Annotated in this window: 21 protein-coding genes and 1 pseudogene; 10 read left to right on the plus strand and 12 right to left on the minus strand. The window is 57.8% G+C overall.

Annotated elements, in window-relative coordinates:
• The first annotated feature begins 90 nt into the window (after positions 1-90).
• The 3 genes and pseudogenes from QE432_RS08930 (at position 91) to QE432_RS08940 (ending at position 2,486) form a co-directional block, all read left to right on the plus strand.
• A complete protein-coding gene (locus QE432_RS08930; RefSeq protein ID WP_306623821.1) occupies positions 91-1,317 on the plus strand; it encodes a benzoate/H(+) symporter BenE family transporter in 1,227 nt (408 codons plus the stop codon).
• A 319-nt stretch (positions 1,318-1,636) separates the two neighbouring features.
• Positions 1,637-2,113 (plus strand): annotated as a pseudogene (locus tag QE432_RS08935) (Hsp20 family protein).
• Positions 2,114-2,186: 73 nt separating this feature from the next.
• Positions 2,187-2,486 (plus strand): DUF982 domain-containing protein, encoded by a 300-nt coding sequence (locus QE432_RS08940; protein ID WP_019566350.1) that lies wholly within the window; start codon positions 2,187-2,189, stop codon positions 2,484-2,486.
• A 196-nt stretch (positions 2,487-2,682) separates the two neighbouring features.
• On the opposite strand, the gene QE432_RS08945 is transcribed toward QE432_RS08940, so the two are convergent.
• The 11 genes from QE432_RS08945 to QE432_RS08995 form a co-directional block, all read right to left on the minus strand.
• Positions 2,683-3,930 (minus strand): glucarate dehydratase family protein, encoded by a 1,248-nt coding sequence (locus QE432_RS08945; protein WP_025596065.1) that lies wholly within the window; start codon positions 3,928-3,930, stop codon positions 2,683-2,685.
• Positions 3,930-4,727 (minus strand): sugar phosphate isomerase/epimerase family protein, encoded by a 798-nt coding sequence (locus QE432_RS08950; RefSeq protein WP_025596066.1) that lies wholly within the window; start codon positions 4,725-4,727, stop codon positions 3,930-3,932. The genes QE432_RS08945 and QE432_RS08950 overlap by 1 nt, the downstream gene beginning before the upstream one ends.
• Positions 4,724-5,758 carry a hydroxyacid dehydrogenase gene (locus QE432_RS08955; RefSeq protein ID WP_025596067.1) on the minus strand — a complete coding sequence of 345 codons (1,035 nt, stop codon included), beginning with the start codon at positions 5,756-5,758 and terminating at the stop codon, positions 4,724-4,726. The genes QE432_RS08950 and QE432_RS08955 overlap by 4 nt, the downstream gene beginning before the upstream one ends.
• On the minus strand, positions 5,755-6,924 hold the full coding sequence (locus tag QE432_RS08960) for an SGNH/GDSL hydrolase family protein (RefSeq protein WP_306623824.1): 1,170 nt from the start codon (positions 6,922-6,924) through the stop codon (positions 5,755-5,757). Before QE432_RS08960 ends, QE432_RS08955 begins: the two co-directional genes overlap by 4 nt.
• A 16-nt stretch (positions 6,925-6,940) precedes the next feature.
• Entirely contained in the window at positions 6,941-7,690 is a 750-nt protein-coding gene (locus tag QE432_RS08965; protein ID WP_065660135.1) for an SDR family NAD(P)-dependent oxidoreductase, read from the minus strand.
• Positions 7,691-7,708: 18 nt separating this feature from the next.
• Positions 7,709-10,039 carry an alginate lyase gene (locus QE432_RS08970; protein ID WP_306623826.1) on the minus strand — a complete coding sequence of 777 codons (2,331 nt, stop codon included), beginning with the start codon at positions 10,037-10,039 and terminating at the stop codon, positions 7,709-7,711.
• A gap of 70 nt (positions 10,040-10,109) precedes the next feature.
• Positions 10,110-11,639, minus strand: a complete 1,530-nt coding sequence (locus QE432_RS08975; RefSeq protein WP_003517573.1) for an extracellular solute-binding protein — start codon at positions 11,637-11,639, stop codon at positions 10,110-10,112.
• 60 nt (positions 11,640-11,699) lie between these two features.
• Positions 11,700-12,581: a carbohydrate ABC transporter permease gene (locus tag QE432_RS08980; protein ID WP_013761268.1), complete on the minus strand. Its 882-nt coding sequence runs from the start codon at positions 12,579-12,581 to the stop codon at positions 11,700-11,702.
• 11 nt (positions 12,582-12,592) lie between these two features.
• Positions 12,593-13,522: an ABC transporter permease gene (locus QE432_RS08985; protein WP_013761267.1), complete on the minus strand. Its 930-nt coding sequence runs from the start codon at positions 13,520-13,522 to the stop codon at positions 12,593-12,595.
• Positions 13,519-14,634, minus strand: a complete 1,116-nt coding sequence (locus tag QE432_RS08990; RefSeq protein ID WP_013761266.1) for an ABC transporter ATP-binding protein — start codon at positions 14,632-14,634, stop codon at positions 13,519-13,521. The genes QE432_RS08985 and QE432_RS08990 overlap by 4 nt, the downstream gene beginning before the upstream one ends.
• A 30-nt stretch (positions 14,635-14,664) precedes the next feature.
• The gene (locus tag QE432_RS08995) at positions 14,665-15,453 is read right to left on the minus strand and encodes a GntR family transcriptional regulator (RefSeq protein ID WP_003517566.1); all 789 of its coding nucleotides are present in this window, start codon (positions 15,451-15,453) and stop codon (positions 14,665-14,667) included.
• Positions 15,454-15,818: 365 nt separating this feature from the next.
• Here QE432_RS08995 and QE432_RS09000 point away from each other — a divergent pair, with 365 nt between their 5' ends.
• Together QE432_RS09000 and QE432_RS09005 are read left to right on the plus strand one after the other, a co-directional pair.
• Positions 15,819-17,141, plus strand: a complete 1,323-nt coding sequence (locus QE432_RS09000) for an NAD(P)/FAD-dependent oxidoreductase (protein ID WP_306623828.1) — start codon at positions 15,819-15,821, stop codon at positions 17,139-17,141.
• A 15-nt stretch (positions 17,142-17,156) separates the two neighbouring features.
• Entirely contained in the window at positions 17,157-17,858 is a 702-nt protein-coding gene (locus QE432_RS09005; protein ID WP_306623830.1) for an SDR family NAD(P)-dependent oxidoreductase, read from the plus strand.
• Here the strand turns inward: QE432_RS09005 and QE432_RS09010 are convergent.
• Entirely contained in the window at positions 17,852-18,622 is a 771-nt protein-coding gene (locus QE432_RS09010) for an IclR family transcriptional regulator (RefSeq protein ID WP_306623831.1), read from the minus strand. The two genes, QE432_RS09005 and QE432_RS09010, sit on opposite strands and share 7 nt — an antisense overlap.
• A 175-nt stretch (positions 18,623-18,797) precedes the next feature.
• On the opposite strand from QE432_RS09010, the gene QE432_RS09015 reads away from it, so the two are divergent.
• Genes QE432_RS09015 through QE432_RS09035 form a run of 5 tightly spaced genes read left to right on the plus strand, consistent with a single transcriptional unit; the run spans position 18,798 to position 23,286 of the window.
• On the plus strand, positions 18,798-19,631 hold the full coding sequence (locus QE432_RS09015; protein WP_013761261.1) for a transporter substrate-binding domain-containing protein: 834 nt from the start codon (positions 18,798-18,800) through the stop codon (positions 19,629-19,631).
• An 18-nt stretch (positions 19,632-19,649) separates the two neighbouring features.
• Positions 19,650-20,366 carry an amino acid ABC transporter permease gene (locus QE432_RS09020; protein WP_003517557.1) on the plus strand — a complete coding sequence of 239 codons (717 nt, stop codon included), beginning with the start codon at positions 19,650-19,652 and terminating at the stop codon, positions 20,364-20,366.
• Between the two features lie 2 nt (positions 20,367-20,368).
• Positions 20,369-21,181, plus strand: a complete 813-nt coding sequence (locus QE432_RS09025; RefSeq protein WP_003517556.1) for an amino acid ABC transporter permease — start codon at positions 20,369-20,371, stop codon at positions 21,179-21,181.
• Positions 21,178-21,924 (plus strand): amino acid ABC transporter ATP-binding protein, encoded by a 747-nt coding sequence (locus QE432_RS09030; protein ID WP_306623832.1) that lies wholly within the window; start codon positions 21,178-21,180, stop codon positions 21,922-21,924. Before QE432_RS09025 ends, QE432_RS09030 begins: the two co-directional genes overlap by 4 nt.
• 45 nt (positions 21,925-21,969) lie before the next feature.
• The gene (locus QE432_RS09035) at positions 21,970-23,286 is read left to right on the plus strand and encodes an NAD(P)/FAD-dependent oxidoreductase (protein ID WP_306623834.1); all 1,317 of its coding nucleotides are present in this window, start codon (positions 21,970-21,972) and stop codon (positions 23,284-23,286) included.

A 23,286-nucleotide genomic window follows, 5' to 3' on the forward strand; every position in this document is an offset into this window, starting at 1 on the left:
GGAAGGGCACGTCAGGCCATTGGAAGGCTAGTTGTCAAGGCAATTCATTGCCTTCGCGGTCCCAAACCCTTCAGGAGTTTCGTTACGACCATGCTCTCCAGTTCATCAGCCATCCGTCTCAACGATCTAACCCATCCCGTCGTGGCAGGGTTGATCTCGGTTATCGTCAACTATGGCGGCACCTTCATTCTTGTCTTTCAGGCCGCAAAGGTTGCCAACCTTAGCGCGGATTTGGCGGCATCTTGGGTCTGGTCGGTTTCAATAGGCGTCGGGCTGACGGGACTATTCCTTAGCTGGAGATTTCGCGAACCGATAATCACCGCTTGGTCCACGCCAGCGGCGGCGTTTCTTGTCACCGCATTGGCAACAACGCCCTATGCGGAGGCGGTGGGCGCTTACATGATCTCGGCCGCCGCCTTCGTCGGGCTTGGGCTATCGGGCTATTTCGAGAAGGTGATCCGGCTGATCCCGCCGGGCATCGCCTCTGGCCTGCTTGCGGGCATTTTGCTGCCATTCGGTATCGGTGCATTTGGCGGTGCAAACGTTGATCCGTTTCTGGTTGGAATGCTGATAGTTGCCTATGTCGTGTTGAAGCGCTTCTCCGCGCGCTATGCCGTGGTTGGCCTCCTCGCTCTTGGGATGGTCTTCCTGCTGACGCAGGACCGGGTCGATCTTTCAGGATTGAAACTGGAGTTCGCCGCACCCGTCTTCACTATGCCGGTCTTTTCGCTGAATGCGCTTCTGTCCGTCGCCTTGCCCCTGTTCCTTATTACGCTAACCGGCCAATATATGCCGGGAATGCTGGTGTTGCGGAATGACGGCTTCAAGACGAGTGCTAATCCTATTGTCACCGTGACGGGCCTCGGCTCCCTCCTCATGGCGCCGTTCGGCTCCCATGCCTTCAACATAGCGGCCATCACGGCGGCAATTGCCACCGGCAGGGACGCGCATGAAGACCCACGCAAACGCTGGATTGCGGGTATTGCGGCGGGCAGCTTCTACGTGCTGGTCGGGGTGTTCGGCGTCACGCTTGCCGCCGTCTTCATGGCCTTCCCGGCGACATTCATCACGACGCTCGCCGGTCTGGCGCTGCTCGGCACCATTGGCGGCAGCCTCGCCGGAGCAATGGCCGATCCGACATCGCGTGAAGCGGCGCTCATCACCTTCCTGGCGTCCGCCGCTAATATTACGCTGCTTGGGATCGGCGGCGCATTCTGGGGTCTGGTGATCGGTCTCGGCGCCCACCTAGTCCTGAATGGGCGGCTGCCGCGCCGTCGCCGCGCCGATTTGACCGTGAGCGAGGCAACGGCGAAGTGACGGCCCAAGTTACCTCGATGACCACATCAGTCATCCCCATCCGAAGTTGGGTAGCGCATGGGCATGTCGGCAACAGCGCCGCTGTCCTATCCGCTCACAACCCATAGAATTATTGGCGTGGCTGGAAGAGTTTGGTCGTGTCTTACACGAGCCACATTTAATAGAAGCGCGAAAGCAAATTTCGTTCGCTTCGCCTCTTGATTTTGAAAACACGAAAAACCAAATCGTCAGCCGCCAGTCGCTGATGACAGGACTGGCCGTGCTGGAAGCGCCGCTTTTGGCGCTTTGGTACCCATGTTGCTTCAAGGAGGATATGGTTATGGCAACATCTTACGACTATGCACCGTTGTACCGATCGAGCATCGGATTCGACCGGGTCTTCAATCTTCTCGAAAACGCCCAGCGCACCCGCTCGATCAGTGACTGGCCGCCCTATGACATTATCAGGACGGCCGAAGACAGCTATCAGATTTCTATTGCGGTGGCTGGTTTTACACGGGACGAGATCGACATCACTTTTCAGTCCAATCTCCTGACCGTGACAGGCAAGAGACAGGAGACACCCGCGGAGGGCTAACTGCACCGCGGCATTGCGGCCCGTCCGTTCGAGCATCGGTTCGAGCTCGCCGATCATGTCAGAGTGAGCGGCGCCGAACTGAAAAACGGTCTCCTTTCGATCGATCTCGTCCGCGAAATCCCGGAGGCCCTGAAGCCCCGGAAAATCGACATCCAGACCGATGCGGTTCTGGTGCCGACAAATGCCCCGGGCCAGATCGAAGCACAGAAGGCGGCTTGATTTACATTGTTGGATGAACAGGGGCGCCGTCGCGATGGCGCCCACGAATATCCGGGATGGGAAGGAGAAAGCAATGAAACCCGATATGTTCAGACAGCCTGTTTTCATTCTTGTCGGTCTCGGCTTTCCAGCGGAGGTTCGAAACGTGCTGGAGGCATACCGACATCTTTCCGAGTGGCCCGCAACAAACCGAGATAGCGCACATTCCATTGCGCTTAAGGCATGCGCTGCCGCGTTGCGCGGCGAGATTGAAGCGGAGACCGCCCGCGGTTTGTTCGTGGCCTTTGCCGAAAGACACGATCTGCTTGCACCGGAAGATGGTGTCATCGCCGCGTCTCGTCTTTTGCGCGACAGAGATCCGCATGTGAATTGAGATAGACACGGTTATAAATGTGTAGCGGCTAGTTGTCCGTTATGCGGGGGCGGTATCGTGCACGGGCTCTAGAATGCCTAGCGAGCTGATTTGCCGCCCCTGCGAAAGCGATTACCGCGAAGACTGTCACGGTCTAGGTAAGGAGGACAGGTGTGCTGCCTCGAGGTTGACGAGAGTGTAACATTGCATCTTCTCGTCACCAGCGTGGCACACGTCTTTCATAGGCTGGGTCGAAGAGCTTCATATAGGCTGTATCATCGCGTTCTTTCATCGAGGTCTGTTCGTAAAGTGCCGCAAGTTCGGTGAGTTTTTGCCGATCGAGCGTCACGCCAAGTCCCGGCCCATTGGGGACATCGAGGCGGCCGCCACGGAACGTGAACGGCGTGCCCTCAATCACGTCGACACCGGTCCATGGGTAATGCGTGTCGCAATCGAAGCTCAGGTTCGGCGTTGCGGCGGCAGCATGGACCATTGCCGCCAGAGTGATGCCGAGATGCGAGTTGGAATGCATGGAGACGCCAAGACCCAACGTCTCGCAAATCTTTCCGAGATGGGTCGAGGCGCGCAGTCCACCCCAATAATGGTGATCTGACAGCACAATCTGCACCGCATTTTTGCGGAAGGCCGCGGCGATCTGGTCGAATTCGAGGACGATCATGTTCGTGGCGAGCGGGATCGACGTAGCGGCTGCGACTTGTGCCATCTGATCCATACCGATGACCGGATCCTCGAGATATTCAAGGATATTCTCGAGCTTGCGTGCGATGTAGATGGCCGTGTCCACAGTCCAGCCGCCATTGGGGTCGATCCGCAGCGGATGATTGGGAAAAGCTCCCCGAAGCTTCAGCATGGTCTCGATCTCGAGATCCGGATGCAGCACGCCACCCTTGAGCTTCAGCGACTGGAAACCGTATGTGTCGACCATCCAGCGGGCTTCGCCAACCATCTGATCAGGCGTAAGAACCTCTCCCCATTCATCCGGGGCTTCACCTATATGGGCTGCGAATTTGAAAAACAGGTAGGCGCTAAACGGAACGCTGGTACGAATGGCGCCACCAAGCAGATCCGAGACCGGCCGCCCGAGAAGCTTGCCCTGAATGTCGAGGCAGGGGACTTCAAAGGCTGAGGCAACCACGTCCGTCAACTTGTGATCGGCCACCGCCGATTTGGCATTGATGCCGCCACTGCCGGGCAATGCGGTGATGACGCGAGATTTCAGCTCGTGAAGATGAAACGGGTCGAGCCCGATCAGGGCAGGGGCCGCCCGTCGCAACCCATCCAGCGCCTTGATACTTCCGTAACTTTCGCCAAGGCCGACCGTACCGTCGTCACATATGACCTCGATGACGGTGCGCAACGCATGCGGCTGATGCACGCCTTTACAGTTCAGTAGCGGTCTGTCGGGAATGGCGACCGGTGTGAGGTGAATTTCGGCTATGCGCATTAAAAAGCTCCTTGTCGCCACCAGCTGCGCGCAGCCCTTAGCGCATCGTCCAGCGGGGACAGTTCGGGATGCCAGTGGCGTTCCCATTCCAGACTGAGAGGGATATGTCGTTCATCCGACTGTAAAAGCGAAAGCAGTTCCGCCATGGGGAAATCGCCATGGCCGGGCAATACGTAGCGTCGTCGGCCATCGCTGTCCGTGGTGCTGTCCTTGACGTGCAGATGGACGACATTTTGTGCGATGTGTTGCCAAAGGATTTTGAGATCGCTGCCTTTGGCCCAGGTGTGGTGAGTGTCCCACAAGAGCTTCGATGCTGGCACGCACGCGATGAAGGCGAGAAGCTGCTCGAAATCAGCCAGCGCGTCGTGTGTTTCGATCATGAGGTCGACATTCAGACCGCGTGATAGTCGCAGCGATTGCCAGTTGTCCAACAGGCCCGCTGCCTGCGTCATCTCATCCTGTCCCAACTGTTTGCCACCGTCGAAGATGCGCAGATAGGAAATGTTTGCTGCTTCCGCCCAGTCTATAAAGGGCTCGATGGCGGAAAGATCGGTGCTGCCGAACAGCCGAATGGATGTGTTTAGGGCGGCAACCTCGAGATCACTTTCGGCCAGAAAGGCTGCAAATCTGGAAGGAGTAGCAAATTCGGCAGTGAGTGCCGGGATGAGGTCGACCGTACCGGAGAGCATGCGCAACTCCACATGCCCGATGCCATGCCTCTGTGCCAGATCGGCCGCTTCGTGCAGGCTAAGTTCGGAACAGCCAAGCGTTGAAAAACAATAATCGAAAACGCTCATGCCATACGCTCCATATCCTGTTTATGGACCGGGTGAAGCGCGGCTTGCCCCGCGACGAAACGTTCGATCTCGGTAATGGCGAGATCGGAAAGCGCCCGCAATTCATTTCCCAGCGCCCCGGCAATGTGGGGGGTAAGCACGACATTGGGCAAATCGTAGAATGGGCTATCCGTCGGCAAGGGTTCCGGCTCCGGTGTATCGATCAGGATACGCAGCCGCCCGGAAAGTGCCTCGGCCAGCAATGCGTCGTGATCGACCAGCCAGCCCCGTGCCGTGTTGATGAAGATCGCATGATCCGCCAGCAGCGCCAGTTCGCGGGCACCAATCATGTGGCGGGTTTCAGGCAGGATCGGCGCGTGCAGGGAGACCACATCGCACCAGGCGAGAAGCTCGTCGAGCTCCATTTTTGTAGCACCAATTGCGGCCGCGTCTTCCACCGAAAGAAAAGGGTCGTAGGCGGCGATCTCGAATTTTCCGCGCGTGAGCATCTCCATGACAAGCCGACCAATCCGTGACGCGCCGACGATGCCGACTTTGCGGGAATGATTGCCGAGATAGGGCAGGCTCATGCCACGTCTGCTGCCAAAACCGCCGGTGCCGCGCTCTACCCGATGCTCGTCTCTCAGACGAAACACATCCTTGCCGCACATGATGATTGCCGCATAGGTAAACTCGGCAACCGGCACGGCCATGGCCGATGCCGCCGTGGTGATAAGAATATCGGATGTTTCCCAGAATTCGGCGGGGGCAACAGCGCGCACCGAGGACGCGGCATAAGCGACCATCCTGAGCTTTGGCGCACGGGCGAGGCGCTCGCGTGTCAGGGATGGCGTGCCCCAGGCGGCGAGGAGAATGTCCGCCTCGGCCAACGCTTCTGCTCCCGCTTCCGTGTCGAAATCCGTGTAGGGGAAACCCGGTATGATGTCGGTTACGGCATTCATACGTGCCCATTCGCGCGAACCAAAGAAACCTTCGGGAAGCTCGTTCCGCATGGCGATCAACAGCCGTGGTTTGTCTTGAGATGGTCTCATTGGCGTACCGGACTTGAAACAGGTCGAACCTCGATGCGGTTGACGTCGATTTCGATCGGTTGAGAACCGGGCGGCAGGATCACATCGAGAAAAACTTCGGGAGGGGCTTCACCTGGCCTGAGTTTCAGGGGAGGAGTTCTGAGCGCCCCTGTCCATTGGGTGGCGGGGAAAGGAAAAAATGTGCCGTCTTCGGCACGGAAAGGCGCAAGTGCTACCGCCTCCTGTCCTTCGGCTGCAGCATCTTTCAGACGCAGCGATATTCCGAGTACGTCGCAATGCGCCGGCACATCAACATCGCATATGGCCTCCACCCATAAGCCTGTGCCCGGATGGACAAGCCGCCCGCCGAGACGGTGGCTTTGTTCACCTGTTTCCGTGACTGTCAGGGCTGAAAAATCAGATGCCAGATTGCCTGCTGGATTGTTCACCGGGTCAAAACGATCGTCTGTCGTCAGGATACGGGCCGGCGCTCGCGGCACGATCGCCTCCAGATAGGTGGCAAGCAGCTTTCCTACGGCAAAAGCGCCTGTCACCGCAAAGTGGGTGCCGTCGTCGGAATAGCCGGGATGAGGCTCGCCGAATTCACTTCCGGGATCGACCCATGCCGAGTTCCAGTCGAAGACATGGCAATTGGCATTATCTGCGGCAAATTCGATGCTCTGCCGGTTGATCCAGTGCGCTTTTGCCCGCTCCGCACCGCCTGCCGGCCATTTCCCGGTGCCACGGGCGAGGATCGGGAGCAGGATGACGGTTTTGCCTGCGTCGAGCAGAGCCGAAACGATCCGCGCCCGTGTATCGGCAATCGTCTGGCGTGTTTCCACCATCATGTCGTTGGTGCCGGCATCGACGATGACCAGATCGAAATCCGATTGCAGCAGTCGCGGTAGCCGCCGTTCGATCTCGATTGCCTTCTGGCCGGATACTCCGAAATTGAGGCCGGAAAAGAACCGGCTGACACCCGGTCGATTGCTCGGTTCCCAGCCTGTTGGTGCTGATGGATCATGGTGGACAGGGCAGCAAAGCCTGCCATGCGACAATACCTCGGCCCAACTCATCCAGCCGCGGGCCGATGTGGCCAGCGAGGACGCGTCCCCAATATGGTTCTGTTGGACGAGCGAAGTGCCGAGAACGGCAATCCGGCTCGCCCTTGGTAACGATACGGACATGGTTTTTTACCGGATATCAGGAGAACAGGACGCCGCCATTGATGTCGTAGCAGGCGCCGGTGATATAAGCGGCATCGTCGGACGCAAGAAACGCCACCAGACCGGCAACGTCTTCGCTTGAGCCTTCGCGCTTCAGCGATGTGGCGCCTGCCACCCTTTCACGCACTTCGGGTTTGGTGAAGGTGTCGTGGAAGGTGGTGGAGATCATGCCGGGGCAGACGGCGTTGACGCGAATATTCGGGCCAACTTCCTTGGCAAGTCCTCGGGTAAAAGTCATCACGGCACCCTTGGAAGTGGCATAGGCGAGCGCGCCCGGCCCACCGCCGTCACGGCCCGCCTGCGACGAGAAGGTTACGATCGCGCCGCCCTTTGCCATTTTGGGCAGTGCGGCCTTTGCTGTCAGGAACAGCGACGTCAGGTTGACGTCGAGGACCTGATGCCAGAAGGCTTCGTCCATGTCAGCGATTGTCTTGCGGGCGATAAGCCCACCCGCAACATGGACGAGGCCATGGATCTCACCGAATTTGTCTGCGGCAGCAGAAATGGCAGCCTCTACTTCGCTTGCGTTTGTCAGGTCTGCCTTGATCGCCAGAGCCGAACTGCCAAGCTTTTCGATTTCGGCAACAGCCGTGGCCGCACCTTCAGCGGCTCCATTGTAGGTGAGGACGACATTTGCACCTTCCTGCGCAAAACGAATGGCGCATGCCCGGCCGATATCCCGGCCGGCGCCGGCTACAACAACGGTCATATTGGTAAAACGCTGCATTTGAAGAACCTCGTATGGTTAGAATTGCTTGGGAAGGGAGAGCTTGAAACGCTCGTCGTCGACGTCGCTGAAATAGATGTCGGTCGAAAAACCCTGATCGTCTATGAAGCTGAAGATGCGCTTCGGCTCCTTTAAACTGTAAGGCACCAGAAGGGTGACCAGCCGATGCCGAGTTGCTGCCGGAACCGTGGCGCAGACGTGATGGTGGATATCAAGACCCTCGAACTCCTTGGGATCAATGTCGGGAAAACCTTCGACGGCCGCGATCTGCGGTGTGCCGGCTGACGAGAAGACAAACTGGCCGTAAAAGCCCGCCTTTTGGCCATTGTAGCGAAAGCTCGACTTGCCGGTCTGCGGTGCCCCTGTGGTATGGCAAAGCCATTGCAGTTCCTGGGGCTCGGAGCACTCCACCTCATCGACAATCACGAAATAGCTGTCGTTGACGAAGTGCATTTCGCGCTGCGCTTTCATAACCAGCGGGTTCGCGACCTGATAGGCAGACGTCGCATCTCCGAGGATCCGGATATGTCCCGGATTTTCCTCAACCGATACGATACGGCCGGCGGCACGACGCGCGAGTGCCTTGTCCTTTTCCGCATATTGTCCCTTGCCGCCGATCAGGACGGCGTTCTTCGACCGTGTCTGACGGCGCCAGTTCAGATGCATCTGCGAGTTGAACGCCACGTAATAGCCGGACTGGATCGCCAGATCCTCGCCGTAGGCATAGAGGACAAAGGCATTCTGGTCGCCATGGCTGTGGCTTAGCGAACCGTAGGGACTGGATTTGAAGACGAATTGCAGATGCCGTTCCGGGTCTTCCATATGTTGCTGGATGGTCGCCCAACCGATATCATCGAAAACAGCGAGTGCCGGCAAGTCTGCAGGCGAGACTGCTTCCACCTGCTGATAGTCGTGACGATAGACGAGATCGTCGAAGTTCAGGTCCCACCAGCCGTAATTGTAGAAGGCCATTTCTGTGCCCGTCGCATCGGCCTTGATGTGATCGAAATACCATTGGTAATGGCCGTTGCCGGTAACGCCGGCAAATTGCCGAACATTGTAACCCAGTTTCAGGGCGGGAAGATCGCCAAGCGTGGAGTCGTCGCCAAAATTGGCGCGACGGGTTCCCGGCGCCTTGGTATAAAGCGGGAAGCGCCCCGTGTTCTGGAAAAATGGCCGCTGATAAAGATCGTAACCGATATAGGAGCGGACCAGATTGGCGGCCTCTATGAGATAAGCCATGCCGGTCATCCAGTAATGTGGCCCTTCCGCCCAGCCACCGTCAGTTCCAGCCCAGGGAGAATAGAGGGTGGCGAGGAATTCAACGGTATAATCGAGCCATTCGCCCGCCTCATCGCTTTCGCCCTGAAGTGCGATACAGGCCGGCGTCAATACTGCCGAAAGCGAACGTACGGCATGGCTGTCATAGGGAAACACGTGGATGCGGGCATGGGCAATAACATGGTCGGCGACCTCCCGCGTTCGTTCAAGAAGAACCGAGCGTACGGTCTCGCGCTCGTCTTCGCTCAGATAATCGTATAGCCAGTCATAGCCCCAGGCGAGTGCCACGACGACGCGGAACCCCGCCTCGTCATTATAGGCCCGCGAGGTCGCGCCTTTCGGATCCCAGCCAGCGACTGCCAGCAGCCACTTGCGCGACGCATCGAGTAGTTCGTCGCGTCCGAGCACCCGACCGGCAATAGCCAGGTGCCGGATCGCATAGATCACTTCCTGGCAATCAATATACATCTGTCGCCAGAGTCCTGCGACGCGCATATTGTTGGGATAAGGCTGAGGTTCCGGTATGACCGGCCGCTCAAGCCAGGGTTTTACCGATTTCTCGTAGAACTCGGACCAGCTGCAATGATTGGGGTCCTTTGCCACCGCCTCCGAGAAGCAGCGCAACTTTTCCGGATTGAGCCAGAGCCGTGGATGGCTGGCATGCGCGGCTGCATGACGCGCCTTCCTGCCGGGTAGCGGCGTTTTCGGCAGCGAAGCGCCGATCTCGAAGCTGCGCACGGTACTCCAGTTGGAATCCGGCGTCGCGGACGTCTGGCCCCACAACGCGTAACACCAGTGATAGCGGCCTTCCGGAAGGGCTTCGTCCGGCGTGAAGAAATTCCACGCGAGATCTTCAAAGACGAGTGTCTTTTTGTCTGCAAAACCGGGATCGGACGAAATCCGCAATACGTAGCGCGCACCGTCGTCGATGTCGGGCAGCCATGAAAAGCGCGGAGGGTTCTCCGTCGGCGGTACTTCTTCGCTCGGCTCGTAGCCAATGGTCAATGAACCCGGCCGGGGTTCATCGAGAAGTGTCTGTCGGGAGATGGCCGGGGCAGAGGGACACATTGCGCTCTAACTCCTATGAAAACAGAAGGGAAAGGATGGCGGCGACAAAGCCGCCATCACGGTCGAAGGTTTATTGTGCGGCCTTGTACTGGCGGTCATAGGCCGATTGCATCATCTTGATCACCTCGTCGTAACCGAGGGCCGTGAGGCGCTTCTTGTAGGCATCCCAGCCGGCATCGACGTCCTGGGCACCCAGTATCCAGGTCTGCTGCATCTCGGTCATGTAGGTGAGGATGCTCGGCCAGTAGCGGTCGAATGTCGCCTTTTCCTCTGCGTTCAGGGAAACGCCCATGAACTCATCCTTGAGGCAGTTGCACTTGTCGTACATATCGATGCCTTCAAGCGCGATCTTGTTTGTCCACTGGCGCTCATATTCGTAGTCCATCCAGTATCCGCGCGGGATCGCCGCACCGACCGCCCACAACTGGGCATTCACCGGGTCCTTGTTGTCGAGGATTTCCTTCTTGAATTGCGGCTTGCCATCGACCATCTCGTAGGTCAGGCCCTCGACGCCGAAATTCGACAGGATGCGCCCCTGTTGAGAGAACCAGAAATCGAAATACTTGATTGTTTCGACCGGGTGTTCGTTGGTCGCCGAAATAGCCCAGCCGACGGGCTGGACACGCAGCCGACGGGAATCCTCAAACCGTTGGCCCGAGACCGTCTTTGGCGGCAGCATCGGCTTTAGCGCGAAACCGTTGATCTTTGGCGAAAGGGCGTCGTTGTAGGTCGAGGTGCTGGCGAACCAGTCATGCGTCATGCCGCCGAGATTGTTGCCCAGCAGATATTCACGCGAGCGAGCACCGCGGGTGAAAATCTCCTTGTCGATCAGGCCTTCCTTGTACCATTTGGCCACGTTGGAAATCCCGGTCTTGTAGTTTTCCTCCGCCCAGGGATGACGAAGTTGTCCGTCATAAACGGCAAAGTCGCCATAACGCTCGGATCCGGACACGCGCGCATCCCACAGATTGATAAGGCGGACCGCATCGATTTCCTCACGGGCAAAGTAGGGAACTTCATCCTTGAGACCGTTGCCGTTCGGGTCCTTGTCACGGAAGGCTTTCAGAACTTCGTAGACCTCTTCCGGTGTTTCCGGCTGCTTCAGCCCAAGCTTGTCGAGCCAATCCTGGCGGATGAACCAACCGCGCGAGAACTTGCCATCAGGGACGTAAGGGATGAAATAGAGCTTGCCGTCCGGTCCGGAGATGGCGTTGCGGATTTCCTTGTGGCTGTCGAAGAATGCCTTGAGGTTGGGGGCGTTTTCCTCGATCAGGTCATCGAGTGGAATGAATGCGCCCTCCAACCCGTAGCGAATGAAGTCTTCCTTCAGCCCGCCCGTGGCGTCGCCGCCGACGATGTCGGGAAGGTTGCCCGAGGCGATCAGAAGGTTGAATGCATCGCGGCTGCTGGTGGTCGCCAGCGACGCCACGTTGCGGACATGAATGTTGGTGATCTCGGCGGCCTTTTGCTCCACCGGCCATTTTTCCGAGTAGACGTATTTGTCACGGAAGTGGAAGTGGATCGTAAGCTCCAGCGGATCCTTGGAAATTTTCCCTGAATCCTGCGCCGATGCCGGCAAGGCCAGGGTTGCGGCTGTCATCAACGCCAGTAGGGGCGTGCCTTTTCGTAGTGCTCTCACAGGTTCTCCTCCCTTGTGCTGCTACTCTTTCACTCCGCCCAGCAGAATTCCTTTGGTGAAATACTTCTGCGCGTAGGGGTAAATGATGAGGACGGGAATGATGGAAGCGATCATGATCGCGGATGTTACCGTCTCGAACGAATAGTGGGCGGTGAGCAGACTCGATGCGAATTCGTCGTTTGAGTTAAGATCGACGATCACGCGCTTCAGATAGACCTGAAGCGGGATCTTCTCCTCGCCGCGCAGCAAGACCATCGCCCAGAAGTAACCGTTCCACCGCGAAACGACGCAGAACAGCGCAACGGTCACGATTGCTGGCTTGGAAAGCGGAATGAACACCTTCCACAGCAGCTGCAACTCGCTTGCGCCGTCCATTTTGGCGGCCTCTTCGAAGGACTTTGGCACCGCTTCGAAGAAGTTGCGCAGCAGAATGACGTTGAAGGCGTTTGCCGCAAATCCGAGGATGATGCCGAAGCGGCTGTCGAGAAGTCCAAGATCGCGCATGTTCAGAAAGAAGGGGATCATGCCGGCGTTGAACCACAGCGTAAAAGCGATGGCGATGTTGAAGAAAGTGCGGCCGCGCAGGCGTTTGCGTGAAAGGGCGTAGGCTCCGGGGATCATGATCAGCAGGCTCATCAGCGTGCCGCCGAAGGTGTAGATGAACGTGTTGCCATAGGCGACCCAGAACATCCTGTCCGACAATACCCTGTCGTAAGCGGCAAGGGTCACATCGACCGGCCATAGCGTGACACGGCCAGCCGTGACGGCGGCCCCAGAAGATAGCGAGACCGACAGCACATAGATGAAGGGATAAAGCGTCGACAGAACGAACAGACCCAGAAGAATGGCATTTGCCCAGCCAAAAATCCTGTCGCCGCGGGAATATAGATTGAAGTTTGCCATCTTTCAGCTCCTCACCAAAGCGATGTCGACGAGACTTTTCGGCTGATGCGATTTGCCGAATAGACGAGGACGAAAGCGATAACCGCATTGAACAGTCCGGCGGCCGTCGCGAGATCGTATTGGGTACCCTGCAAGCCGGTGCGGTAAATGAAGGTGGAAACGACATCTGCCGTTTCATAGGTGGATGGCCGATAGAGCAGAATGATATATTCGAACCCGACCTCGACCAGATTGCCGATGCGGATGATCAGCATGATCACGATTGTCGGCAGGATGCATGGCAGGGTGATCCGCCACATCATCTGCCAGCGCGATGCCCCGTCCACCCGGGCGGATTCATAAAGCGTCGGGCTCACGCCAGCGATGGCGGCGAGATAGACGATGGATTCGAAGCCCGCTTCCTTCCAGACCGACGAGCCGATATAAATCGGACGAAACCATTCCGGCTGGGTCAGGAAGTATATCGGCTCGAATCCAAGGCCTTTCAGCAGAAGATTGACGATGCCTATCGACGGCGACAGGAAGTTGATGACGATGCCGGCCACGATCACCACCGAAATGAAATGCGGCAGGTAAACGATCGTCTGGGCCCAGCTTCGGGCAACGCTGTTTTGAACCTCGTTGAACATCAAGGCCAGGATGATCGGTACCGGAAACGCGAAGATCAGGCCGAGAGCGCTGATTTTTAGGGTGTTCCAGAAGGCGCGGATGAACATGTCATTGTGAAAGAGCTCCGCGAAGTTTTCAAAACCGACCCACGGGCTCTTTGCAATGCCGCGAAAAATCGAGAAGTCCTGAAACGCGATGACCAGCCCGTACATGGGCTTATAGAGAAAGACGGCGAACCAGATAATCATCGGAGCGAGAAGTAGGTAGAGCTGCCAGTCACGGCGAACATCTTCCTGGAGATCGTGAAGGCGTTCCTGAAAACCCTTTTTCATGGTCGCGCCCCGCTTGGGGTTTTCAGCGACCTTCCGGTTGCCGCATCGAAGACATGGATGCGTGTGGTATCGATGCCAAGTCGGGTGACGCCGTTGAGAGTATGATCGCCGTAAAGTGTTTCCGCCTTGGCGATAAATGGCTGGCCATCAGCCCTGCCGTGGAGCAGAGCCTCCGCGCCCAAGGGCTCCACGAGGTCGATGCTGCAATTGAGGTTTTCACGACTGTCTTCGGTCTCTACCGACATGATTTCGGGTCGCAGGCCGAGTTTGACCTGCTGTCCTTCCGTCGCATTTTTCGCAAATGCTTCCGGGACGCTGAAGCGTTGTCCGGCACTACCCGTGATTTTGACCTTTACGGTGCCATCCTGCTTTTCAATCGTCCCGTCCAGAAGGTTCATGGGCGGTGAGCCGATAAAACTTGCGACGAACGTGTTGGCCGGTTCGAGGAAAACCTCCATCGGCGAACCGACCTGCTCGATATGGCCGCCATTCATGATGACGATGCGGTCCGCAAGTGTCATTGCCTCGACCTGATCGTGCGTCACGTAGATGCTGGTGGCGTTCATCCGCTTGTGCAGCAGTTTAATTTCGGCCCGCATGTGGGTGCGCAGCTTGGCGTCGAGGTTCGAGAGAGGTTCGTCGAACAGGAAGATTTTCGGCCTGCGCACGATGGCACGACCCATGGCGACACGTTGGCGCTGGCCACCGGAAAGATCCGCCGGCTTGCGGCCCAGATATTCGGTGAGCCCGAGGATCTGTGCAGCTTCTGCCACCGCCTTGTCGATAACCGCTCGCTTTTCGCCCCTGACTCGCAGGCCAAAAGCGATGTTATCGGCCACGCTCAGATGTGGATAAAGCGCGTAGTTCTGAAACACCATCGCGACATCGCGGTCTTTGGGCGCGATCTTGTTGACCACTCGGCCGTCCATTGAAACGGTGCCGTCCGAAATGTCTTCCAGCCCGGCGAGCATGCGCAGCGTGGTGGACTTTCCGCATCCCGAAGGACCTACGAGGACAACGAATTCCTGCGGCTGTATGGAAAGATTGATACCGTGGACGACTTCAAGGGCACCATAGCGCTTGACGACGTCGTTGATTTGAACTGCGGACATGAAAGGCCCCTCCTCAAAAGCCTTGAATGTTCAGTCAGGCGTCTTCTGCCCCCGTGAAGCGCGCTTCCTCGTGACGCGCGTGTTGACCTGCTCGATGAAGGTCCAGATCTTCGGGTTCTTGGAGAGTTCTGCGATTTTTGTTTCGAGTGATCCGAGATGGCGCTGTACGGCCTCTCTTGCCGCTTCGACATCGCCGGATTCGATTGAGTTCACGATTGCTTCGTGCTCTTCGATAACCTTCTCGGTGCGACGGACTGCAAAAACGCGCTTCAGGTGTCGCATTCGGTCCATTTCGCCTTTCGCCTGATTTACCACGCTCCAGGCTCCAGGAAGGCGAGCTGCCGAAAAGATCGTGCGGTGGAATTCCTCGTCGAGCAGGAAAAAGTTGGTGAATTCCTCATCCGCGGCAGCAGTGCGCTGCTGCGACAGACAGGTTTTCAGCCGTGCGATGTCTTCCAGCGAATGCCGCTTGGTGGCCTCGATCACAGCGCCTTCTTCCAGTTTGAACCGGATGAAACAGGCCTCCATGTACCGCTGAACGTCGATAGGCGAGATGTAGGTGCCACCTTGCGGCACGACAGTCACGAAACCTTCTTCGGAAAGGCGAATGATCGCCTCGCGGACGGGCGTTTTGCTGACATGCAGCAGTGTCGCGATCTCCTTTTCCGACAGCGCCCGCCCTGGGAGCAGCTTCACCTCGACAATCAGCTTGCGAAGTAAGGCATGGATCCTGTTGGTCATGTTTCCGTCAGCCGGCAGGTCTTGCGGGGTGACGAGTTCGGACAGCGGTAACGATGGGAATTCAAGGGTAACAGACATATCAAATGCCTAACTGATATATTAGAATTGAAAGTGACATATCTTTTGATTTTCCGCGAGTCAAGCCCTGGGCAGTCTCGTGTTGGCGGTTGAATAATCGGGTCCGATCTCAATGCGTCCGGCAGTGGCCGGTGTTGTCTGGCTATCTGCCGATCCATGCTTGCCGCTCGTCGCACGGTAAAAAAATCACTATATGAAAAAACAACGCCATGACGGTCGTAATATGAGATTGCGATTGACGATTTGCTGTAAAATCTGGCACGCGTAGAAAATCAGCAGTGCTCATCTGTAATCCATGTCGAGACATCTTTTCCCGGAACTGCGCTGTTCCCGGATTACCTTCGTGTGCCTTGAGGAGAACGAATTTGGGAAAATTTTCACCTTTTGACCAAACCTTGTGGTTTGCAACCGCAGCGCCCGCACCGAAAACCGCGAGGCTCGAAGGCCGTGTCGATGTGGACGTCTGTGTCGTGGGCGCGGGATATACCGGATTGACGACGGCGCTGGAGCTTGCGCGCAGGGGCGTCAAAGTTGCTTTGGTCGAAGCGCAAGAGGCAGGTTTTGGCGGTTCGGGCCGCAATGCCGGCCACTGCACCCCGACCTTCAGCTATTACAGCCTGCCGTCGCTCGGGAAAATTCTGGGCGAGCCCTGGGCGGAGCGTCTTATTCACCGCCAGACGCGGGCCAATGATCGCGTCGTCGAGATGATCTCGACCTACGGAATCGACTGCGAATGGGTCCAGAATGGTTATGTTATGGGCGCATTGCGTCCCGGCGCCATGTCCACGCTGCAGATGAAGTCTGATGCATATGCCGGCGCTGGCGCGCGCTGCCGGGTCATTGGCAGGGACGAGGTCGAAGCGTTGACAGGCAGCCCTCGTTTTTATGGCGCCTGGTATCACGAGGAGGGCGGTCATTTGAACCCGCTTTCATACGCACGTGGCCTTGCGCGCGCCGTTATCGCAGAGGGCGGGCAGGTGTTTACCGCGTCCCCGGTCGAGGATGTCCAGCCAGAGGCCGGGAAATGGTCCGTGCGAACGCCCCGGGGCACTGTGCTGGCTGAAAAGGTGATCTTCGCGACCGGCGCCTACACCGTCGGTGGCTGGAAAAACCTCGATAAAAGCTTCCGCATCAAGAAAGTATTTCTCGCGGCCACCCAGCCGCTCGATCCGGAAACGCGCGCAAAAGTCCTGCCCCACAATACGACCATGCATGATGGGCGCGGCGATATCTATGTCTACAAATACAACCGTGAAGGTCGCATTGTTGCCTCCATGTTCCCCATGGGCCAGCGTGGCGCAGACCCTGACTATACCCGGCAGGTTCTCAAAGACCGGTTGAAATTCCTTCATCCGCAGATCAGCGAGGAAATCCGTTGGGAATATTTCTGGTTCGGCGAACTGGACATGCAGATGCGCACTGTCCCGAGGCTCTATGATCTGGCGCCCGGCATCGTTGCCTGTACGGGACTTTCTGGCCGCGGCGTGCCAACCGGCTCCATGCTTGGCGGCGTCTTGTCAGAATGGGCGCTGGGCGTGCCGGACAAGGACCTCTCCCTGAAAGTCGAACCGCTGCACAAGGCGCCGTTGCTGATGTCCTTCGCGCCCGGTCTGCGCCTTCGTTATTTTCGCATGCAGGAAAACCGTGCAACCCGCAAGGAAGGCGCCACCCTTCTTCCCCATGCCTGAGAAAGGAAAACCTATATGACCGACAGGAAAACCGTCCTCATTTCCGGAGGCAATCGCGGTATCGGTGCTGCCACCGGCAGGGCCTTTATGGAGGCCGGCTGGAAGGTCTCGCTTGGAATGCGCACGCCGCTACTGCCGGAATGGGCAGATCCAGCGTTAGTCCACGTGCAGGCCTATGACGCGCTCGCCCCGCAATCGCCTGTCGACTGGGCGGCTGCCGTTCTGGCACGGTTCGGGCGCATCGATGCTGTTGTTGCCAACGCCGGCGTCATGGTGCGCAAGACCGTGGTGGAAGCGACTGACGAGGAGTTCGCCTCATTGATGGACGTCAACGTCAATGGCCCGCGGCGCCTTGTGCAGGCCTGCTGGGACCCGCTAATCGCGTCCGGAGCAGGTCGCGTGGCGATTATCGCCTCGCTATCGGGGAAAAGGGTCAAATCGGCCGTGTCTGGCGCCTACTCGGTCTCGAAATTCGCAGCCCTTGGCCTGTCGCATGCAATCCGTCATGCCGGTTTCGACAAGGGTGTAAGGGCGACCGCCATATGTCCGGGTTTCGTTGCGACTGATATGGGGCTGCCTCTGGCAGGCGCGACGCCGTCGGACACCCTGACCCAACCTGAAGATATTGCCAGCTCCATCCTGCATGTCGTCAGTTTGCCGAACCGCGCCAGTGTTTCGGAATTCTGGGTCAACTGCCTGCTCGATGACAGCTATTGATCGACGATCGCCGCGATTTCGTCCTTCAGCAGCATCGCATATTGCTCCAGTGTGCCGGGCTCCAGCTTGGCACTTAAAAGTGTGAAGCCCAGGGAAGCGTTTGGCGTTGTACCATCCGAAAAAATCGGCACGGAAACGCCGGCAATCCCGGGGATAAGCTCGCCGACGTCGATTGCATAACCGCGTTCGCGTGTTTCAGCGATCAGTCGGCGCACTTTGTCGGCGGTGAGATCGCGGTAGGCGGCATAGCGCTCGATATTGGCGCGGATGATGAATTCCTGTTCGTCCTCTTCGAGGAAGGCGAGCATGGCAATTGAGCCTGGACCGACGCCAAGCGGGACCGAACCACCGATCGAGCCGGTCAGTGTCGGCACCACGCATTCTCCGTCGCGTCTGTCGAGGCAAACGGAATCGTGGTTCAGCCGGGCCATCAGGTGGATTGTATCGCCGGTTCGGCGCCGAATGCGGGTCAGCGCCATTTCGCAGCGGCTGATGATGCCAGGTCCACGTGCGGCGCGCGCACCGTAAATCGCCATACGCGCGCCCAGCCGGTAACAGCGCTTCCTGTCGTCACGGGCGAGGAGCTTGTGGCCGACCAGCGTGTTGAGGATGCGGTGGCAGGTAGCCGTGTTGAGTCCGGATCTGTTCGTCAGTTCCTTGAGCGTGACGCCTTGTACGCCGCCGTCTGCAACAAGATCGAGAAGAGCTACTGCTCGATCCAGAAGCTGCGCGCCACCAGAGGAGGATTGGGTGGATTTGGCCATATCGTCTCACATTATGAAAATAATATCTCAATAACTTGTATAATGAGAAAACTGCGTATTCAATGACCAAAATTGAGCAGATTAAATAAGTGAATATTTTGTAGGCAGCTTGATTTTGAAGACGACCTGCGGGTTTCGAGAACGCCAGACCCGCTTGAACAAACAGGGGAACAAAATGAAGAAAAAAGCAGCAAACATTCTCGCAACTACCGCCCTGGCGGCCTTGGGCATGCTGGCGGCCAGTGCCGCGCTCGCCGGTACGCTTGATGACGTCAAGGCCCGCGACAAGCTGATCGTCGGCGTCAAGAACGATTATCCACCTTATGGGTATCTCAACGACAAGGGTGAGATCATCGGCTTCGAAGTCGAACTGGCGAAATACGTCGCCAAGGAACTTCTGGGGTCTTCAGACAAGATCGAATTTGTGCCGGTCGTTGCCGCCAATCGTATCGAGTTCCTGACCGCTGGTCGTATCGATGCGATTTTCGCGACGCTTGGCGTCACGCCGGAGCGCGACAAGGTCATCGATTTCACCACCGCTTACGTGTCGTCGCCAGGCCCGGCCGTCATGATGGCCAAAGAAGCGACCACCAGCAAATGGGAGGAACTGAAGGGTAAGCCGGTCTGCGGCATTCAGGGATCCTATTATAACAAGAAGATGACCGAGGAATTCGGAATCCAGCTCGTTGCCTTCAAGACCCAACCGGAGGCCATGCGCGCTTTGCGCGACAATCGTTGCGTAGGTTTTGTCTTCGACCAGATGACCCTTGACCTTAAGGTTCAGGAAGCGGACTGGAAGGGCTACAAGGTCGCCGTCCCCACCTATGAGTATCTGCCGATGGCAGGTGGTATCCGCGAAGGCGACAAGGCGTTCCAGGAGGCCGTGGACAAGGCCATCACCAAGGCGGAAGCCGAAGGCAAGATGATCGCCTGGGAAACCGAGTTCAATATTCCCCACGCCGATTACATTGCCGAGCGCGCCAAGGCTGCCAAAGCAAAACTGAACTGATAGGGTCTGGAGCAGCTATTGTTCGGTCTTGATTATTCCTGGCTTACGGATCCAGCCTATCAGCAATGGCTGCTCACCGGGGTCCTCAACACACTCAAGCTTGCGGCACTGTCATCCAGTGCCGCGATCATCATCGGCCTTCTCGGTGCGCTTGCGCTGACTTTGCGGATTTTCTGGCTGGATGCCATCATCGAGCTGTTCGTGGAGGTGTTCCGCAACACGCCGCCACTGCTGCAGATGCTTTTTGCCTATTTCACGCTGTCGACGCTGGGGTTGAAAGTCACCGATCCCTCCACCGGTCTGCAGATGCCGCTACTGAGTGCATTCGCCTGCGCCTCGATTTCGCTCAGCCTGTTCGGCGGAGCGCTGGCGATCGAGGCTTTCAGGTCCGGCATCGAAACCATGCCGCGGTCGATCATAGAAGCGGCCCGGTCGCTCGGATACAGCCGGTGGTCGCGTTTCTGGAAAGTTGAGGCGCCGATCGCTGTGCGCATCAGCCTGCCGGCGATTACCAACATTCTCACCAACCTGTTCAAAACAACCTCTCAGGCTTCGGTCATTACGGTGCCGGAACTGATGTATTACGCCGGCCAGATCTACAACGACACGTTTCGCACACTCGAGGTCATGATCCTCGTGCTCGTCATCTATGTGGGGCTCGTATCCATCCTGACATTTGCAATGTCCAGGCTCGAAGCCTGGATGGCTTTCCCCGGTTATGGAAAGGGACACTGACCATGGTCTCCACCATGACTTACGAAAACAAGAAACGCGCCGTCCTGCTTTTCATCGCGCTTGCGGTGGCAATCTGGATTGCGATCGATGCACTCGCCGGCGGCGCGCAACACTGGAACCGCGTCGCCGTGCGCCTGCCACTGCTCCTGACAGGCTCCGGCTCCGGCTGGCCGATAAGCGGCGGCTTCATCCTCAACATCCTGCTGTCGATTGCCTCCATGGCGGTGGCGACTACCCTTGGCACAGTGATGGGGCTTGCGACGCTCGCAAAATCGCCCTTCATTCGCCTGCCGGCATTTTTCGTCATGAATTTCCTGCGAAACTCGCCCTGGCTCGTCCTGCTTTTCGCGATGCTTTACATTCTTCCTTTCGAGATGAAGATATTCGGCTTCGTCGTTCCTTTCCCGCCTTTCGTAAAGGCGGTCATCGGGCTGGCGTTACCGACGGCGGCGAACTTCTCCGAAGTCATTCGCGGCGCAGTGCAGTCGATCCATAGCGGTCAATGGGAGGCGTCCCGTTCGCTCGGTTACACCCAGCTGCAGATCTATCGTTACGTCATCCTTCCCCAGGCCTTGCGCCGGATGATACCTGGCTGGATGAACCTCTATGCCCTGCTGATGATTGCAACCGCGCTTGCCACGGTCACGGGTATTCAGGACGTCTTGACCATCCTCAACACCTCACTGGCGATGGAGAGCGAACGGGCGCTCGTCTATTTTTATCTGACCATCCTCTTCCTGTTTTTTGCCTATTGCTACCCGATCGCGATCTTCGCGCGGCGCCTGGAGCATGCGGTTAAAGGAGACAATCTATGAACCGCTCCAACGCCCTGATCGAGATCGATGGCATCCGGAAATCTTTCGGCACGTTCGAGGTCCTGAAAGGAATTTCCCTCAGCGTCGGCAAGGGGGAGGCTGTTTGCATCATCGGACCGTCCGGTTCCGGAAAGTCGACCATTTTGCGCTGCATCAACGGCCTGATTCCGGTCAATGAGGGTTTTATCCGGGTGGGAAATCACAAGGTGCATGAGATGCGCACCGAGAAGGCAATGCGGCCATTGCGCCACCAGGTGGCGATGGTGTTCCAGCAGTACAATCTCTTTCCGCATCGCACCGCCCTGGAAAACATCATGATGGCGCCGATCCAAGTGCTCGGCCATGACAAGGCAGAGGTCGCGGATCGCGCCCGGAAGCTTCTCGCCAAGGTGCGCCTGTCGGAAAAGGCCGACAGCTATCCTGGCCAACTTTCCGGCGGCCAGCAGCAACGCGTGGCTATTGCCCGCGCACTTGCCATGCAGCCGGAAGTCATTCTTTTCGATGAGGTGACTGCCGCCCTGGACCCGGAAACGGTCAAGGAGGTTCTCGTTACGATCCGCGAGCTTGTTGAGGAAGGGCTGACCTGTGTCCTCGTCACCCACGAAATGAAATTCGCGCGTGAGGTTTCGCACCGCGTCTGCTTCACCGACCGGGGGGTGATTGTTGAAAGTGCCCCACCCGTCGAGCTGTTCGACCATCCAAAAGATCCGCGCACACGCGAGTTTCTTGGCCAGGTTCTGTGATTGCCCAAAACTCCTGAAAGGCGGGCCTCAGCGGCCCGGTATGCAATGCGTAAGTTTGACGATATCTACGCCGCCGATTTCAAGGAAGCTCCCTATTGGTGGGAGGAGGCCGAGCCGGAGACGAATCTCGAACCCGTTCCCGAGTATGCCGACGTCGTGGTGGTCGGCTCCGGCTATGCCGGTCTTGCTGCCGCAACCCACCTTGCGCGTGCCGGACGCTCCGTTGTCGTGCTGGACAGTGATCGGCTCGGTTCCGGCTGCTCGACGAGGTCCGGCGGAATGGTGTCCAGCGGCCAGAAGCTCGTCGTTGGCGGCGCGATCAAGGGAATTGACCCGGAGTTGATCAACCGGCTTATCGGCGAAAGTAACGAAAGCTTCGAATATCTGAAAATGTTAATCGACACGGAGAAGCTCGATGCCGGGCTGAAGCTGACTGGTCGCTTCTTTGGCGCCCACACCGCAACAGACTACGTGACGCTGAAGCGCCACGGCGCTCTGCTTGCCGAAAAGACTGGCGTGAAGGTCAGCTTCCTTGATCGAGATCAGCAGCGCGCGGCCATCGGTTCGGATTATTATCACGGGGGTATGCTGATAGATGACTATGGCGGCCTGCATCCGGGACTTTACCACAAGGCGCTGCGCGGGCGGGCCAAGGCTGCCGGTGTCATGCTGCGTTCCCACGCCCGTGCTGGCGTCGTTGAGGACGGGCCAAACCGCGATAAGATTGTGCCAACGGCGCGTGGGACGATCCACACGAAGGATGTGATCGTCGCGACCAATGGCTATACGGCGGATGATGCGACGCCGGAATTGGCGCGCCGGCTCGTGCCCGTAAAGAGCTATCAGATCGCTACCGAGCCGTTGCCGGCCGATCTGATGGCTGAGCTTATCCCGCAGGGCCGCATGATTTCGGACACCCGCCGGGATCTCATCTTCAGCCGACCGTCGACGGACGGGACGCGGCTGCTGTTCGGTTCGCGCCCGGGTGTGTTCGAAATGTCGGAAAGGCGCGCCGCAAAGCACATCTATGCCAGGATGCTGGCTGTCTGGCCCCAGCTCGCTGGCGTCAAGATCACCCATTCCTGGGTCGGAAGTGTCGCCATGACGGTTGACAAGCTCGCTCATATCGGTGAGCGCGATGGGGCGAACTTTGCGGTGGGTTGCAATGGCAACGGTGTCGCGCTGATGACCTATCTCGGTTATCAGACGGCGCGAAAGATCCTGGGCGAGCAAAACGCCAAATCGGCGTTCGACCGGCAAAAATTCACCGCCGTTCCTTTCTATTCCGGCAAGCCATGGTTCCTGCCTGCCTTTACCGGATGGTATCGTCTGCGCGATTTCCTCGACCGGCCGGGGCGTTGA

This window comes from Agrobacterium sp. SORGH_AS_0745, from assembly GCF_030818995.1.
GTDB classification, from domain to species: Bacteria; Pseudomonadota; Alphaproteobacteria; order Rhizobiales; family Rhizobiaceae; genus Agrobacterium; species Agrobacterium tumefaciens.

Bases quoted from the DNA above. Each gene is read 5' to 3' on its own strand.
- QE432_RS08930 (WP_306623821.1), top strand. From the start codon at position 91: ATGCTCTCCAGTTCATCAGCCATCCGTCTCAACGATCTAACCCATCCC.
- QE432_RS08940 (WP_019566350.1), top strand. From the start codon at position 2,187: ATGAAACCCGATATGTTCAGACAGCCTGTTTTCATTCTTGTCGGTCTC.
- QE432_RS08945 (WP_025596065.1), bottom strand. From the start codon at position 3,930: ATGCGCATAGCCGAAATTCACCTCACACCGGTCGCCATTCCCGACAGA.
- QE432_RS08950 (WP_025596066.1), bottom strand. From the start codon at position 4,727: ATGAGCGTTTTCGATTATTGTTTTTCAACGCTTGGCTGTTCCGAACTT.
- QE432_RS08955 (WP_025596067.1), bottom strand. From the start codon at position 5,758: ATGAGACCATCTCAAGACAAACCACGGCTGTTGATCGCCATGCGGAAC.
- QE432_RS08960 (WP_306623824.1), bottom strand. From the start codon at position 6,924: ATGTCCGTATCGTTACCAAGGGCGAGCCGGATTGCCGTTCTCGGCACT.
- QE432_RS08965 (WP_065660135.1), bottom strand. From the start codon at position 7,690: ATGCAGCGTTTTACCAATATGACCGTTGTTGTAGCCGGCGCCGGCCGG.
- QE432_RS08970 (WP_306623826.1), bottom strand. From the start codon at position 10,039: ATGTGTCCCTCTGCCCCGGCCATCTCCCGACAGACACTTCTCGATGAA.
- QE432_RS08975 (WP_003517573.1), bottom strand. From the start codon at position 11,639: ATGACAGCCGCAACCCTGGCCTTGCCGGCATCGGCGCAGGATTCAGGG.
- QE432_RS08980 (WP_013761268.1), bottom strand. From the start codon at position 12,581: ATGGCAAACTTCAATCTATATTCCCGCGGCGACAGGATTTTTGGCTGG.
- QE432_RS08985 (WP_013761267.1), bottom strand. From the start codon at position 13,522: ATGAAAAAGGGTTTTCAGGAACGCCTTCACGATCTCCAGGAAGATGTT.
- QE432_RS08990 (WP_013761266.1), bottom strand. From the start codon at position 14,634: ATGTCCGCAGTTCAAATCAACGACGTCGTCAAGCGCTATGGTGCCCTT.
- QE432_RS08995 (WP_003517566.1), bottom strand. From the start codon at position 15,453: ATGTCTGTTACCCTTGAATTCCCATCGTTACCGCTGTCCGAACTCGTC.
- QE432_RS09005 (WP_306623830.1), top strand. From the start codon at position 17,157: ATGACCGACAGGAAAACCGTCCTCATTTCCGGAGGCAATCGCGGTATC.
- QE432_RS09010 (WP_306623831.1), bottom strand. From the start codon at position 18,622: ATGGCCAAATCCACCCAATCCTCCTCTGGTGGCGCGCAGCTTCTGGAT.
- QE432_RS09015 (WP_013761261.1), top strand. From the start codon at position 18,798: ATGAAGAAAAAAGCAGCAAACATTCTCGCAACTACCGCCCTGGCGGCC.
- QE432_RS09025 (WP_003517556.1), top strand. From the start codon at position 20,369: ATGGTCTCCACCATGACTTACGAAAACAAGAAACGCGCCGTCCTGCTT.
- QE432_RS09030 (WP_306623832.1), top strand. From the start codon at position 21,178: ATGAACCGCTCCAACGCCCTGATCGAGATCGATGGCATCCGGAAATCT.
- QE432_RS09035 (WP_306623834.1), top strand. From the start codon at position 21,970: ATGCGTAAGTTTGACGATATCTACGCCGCCGATTTCAAGGAAGCTCCC.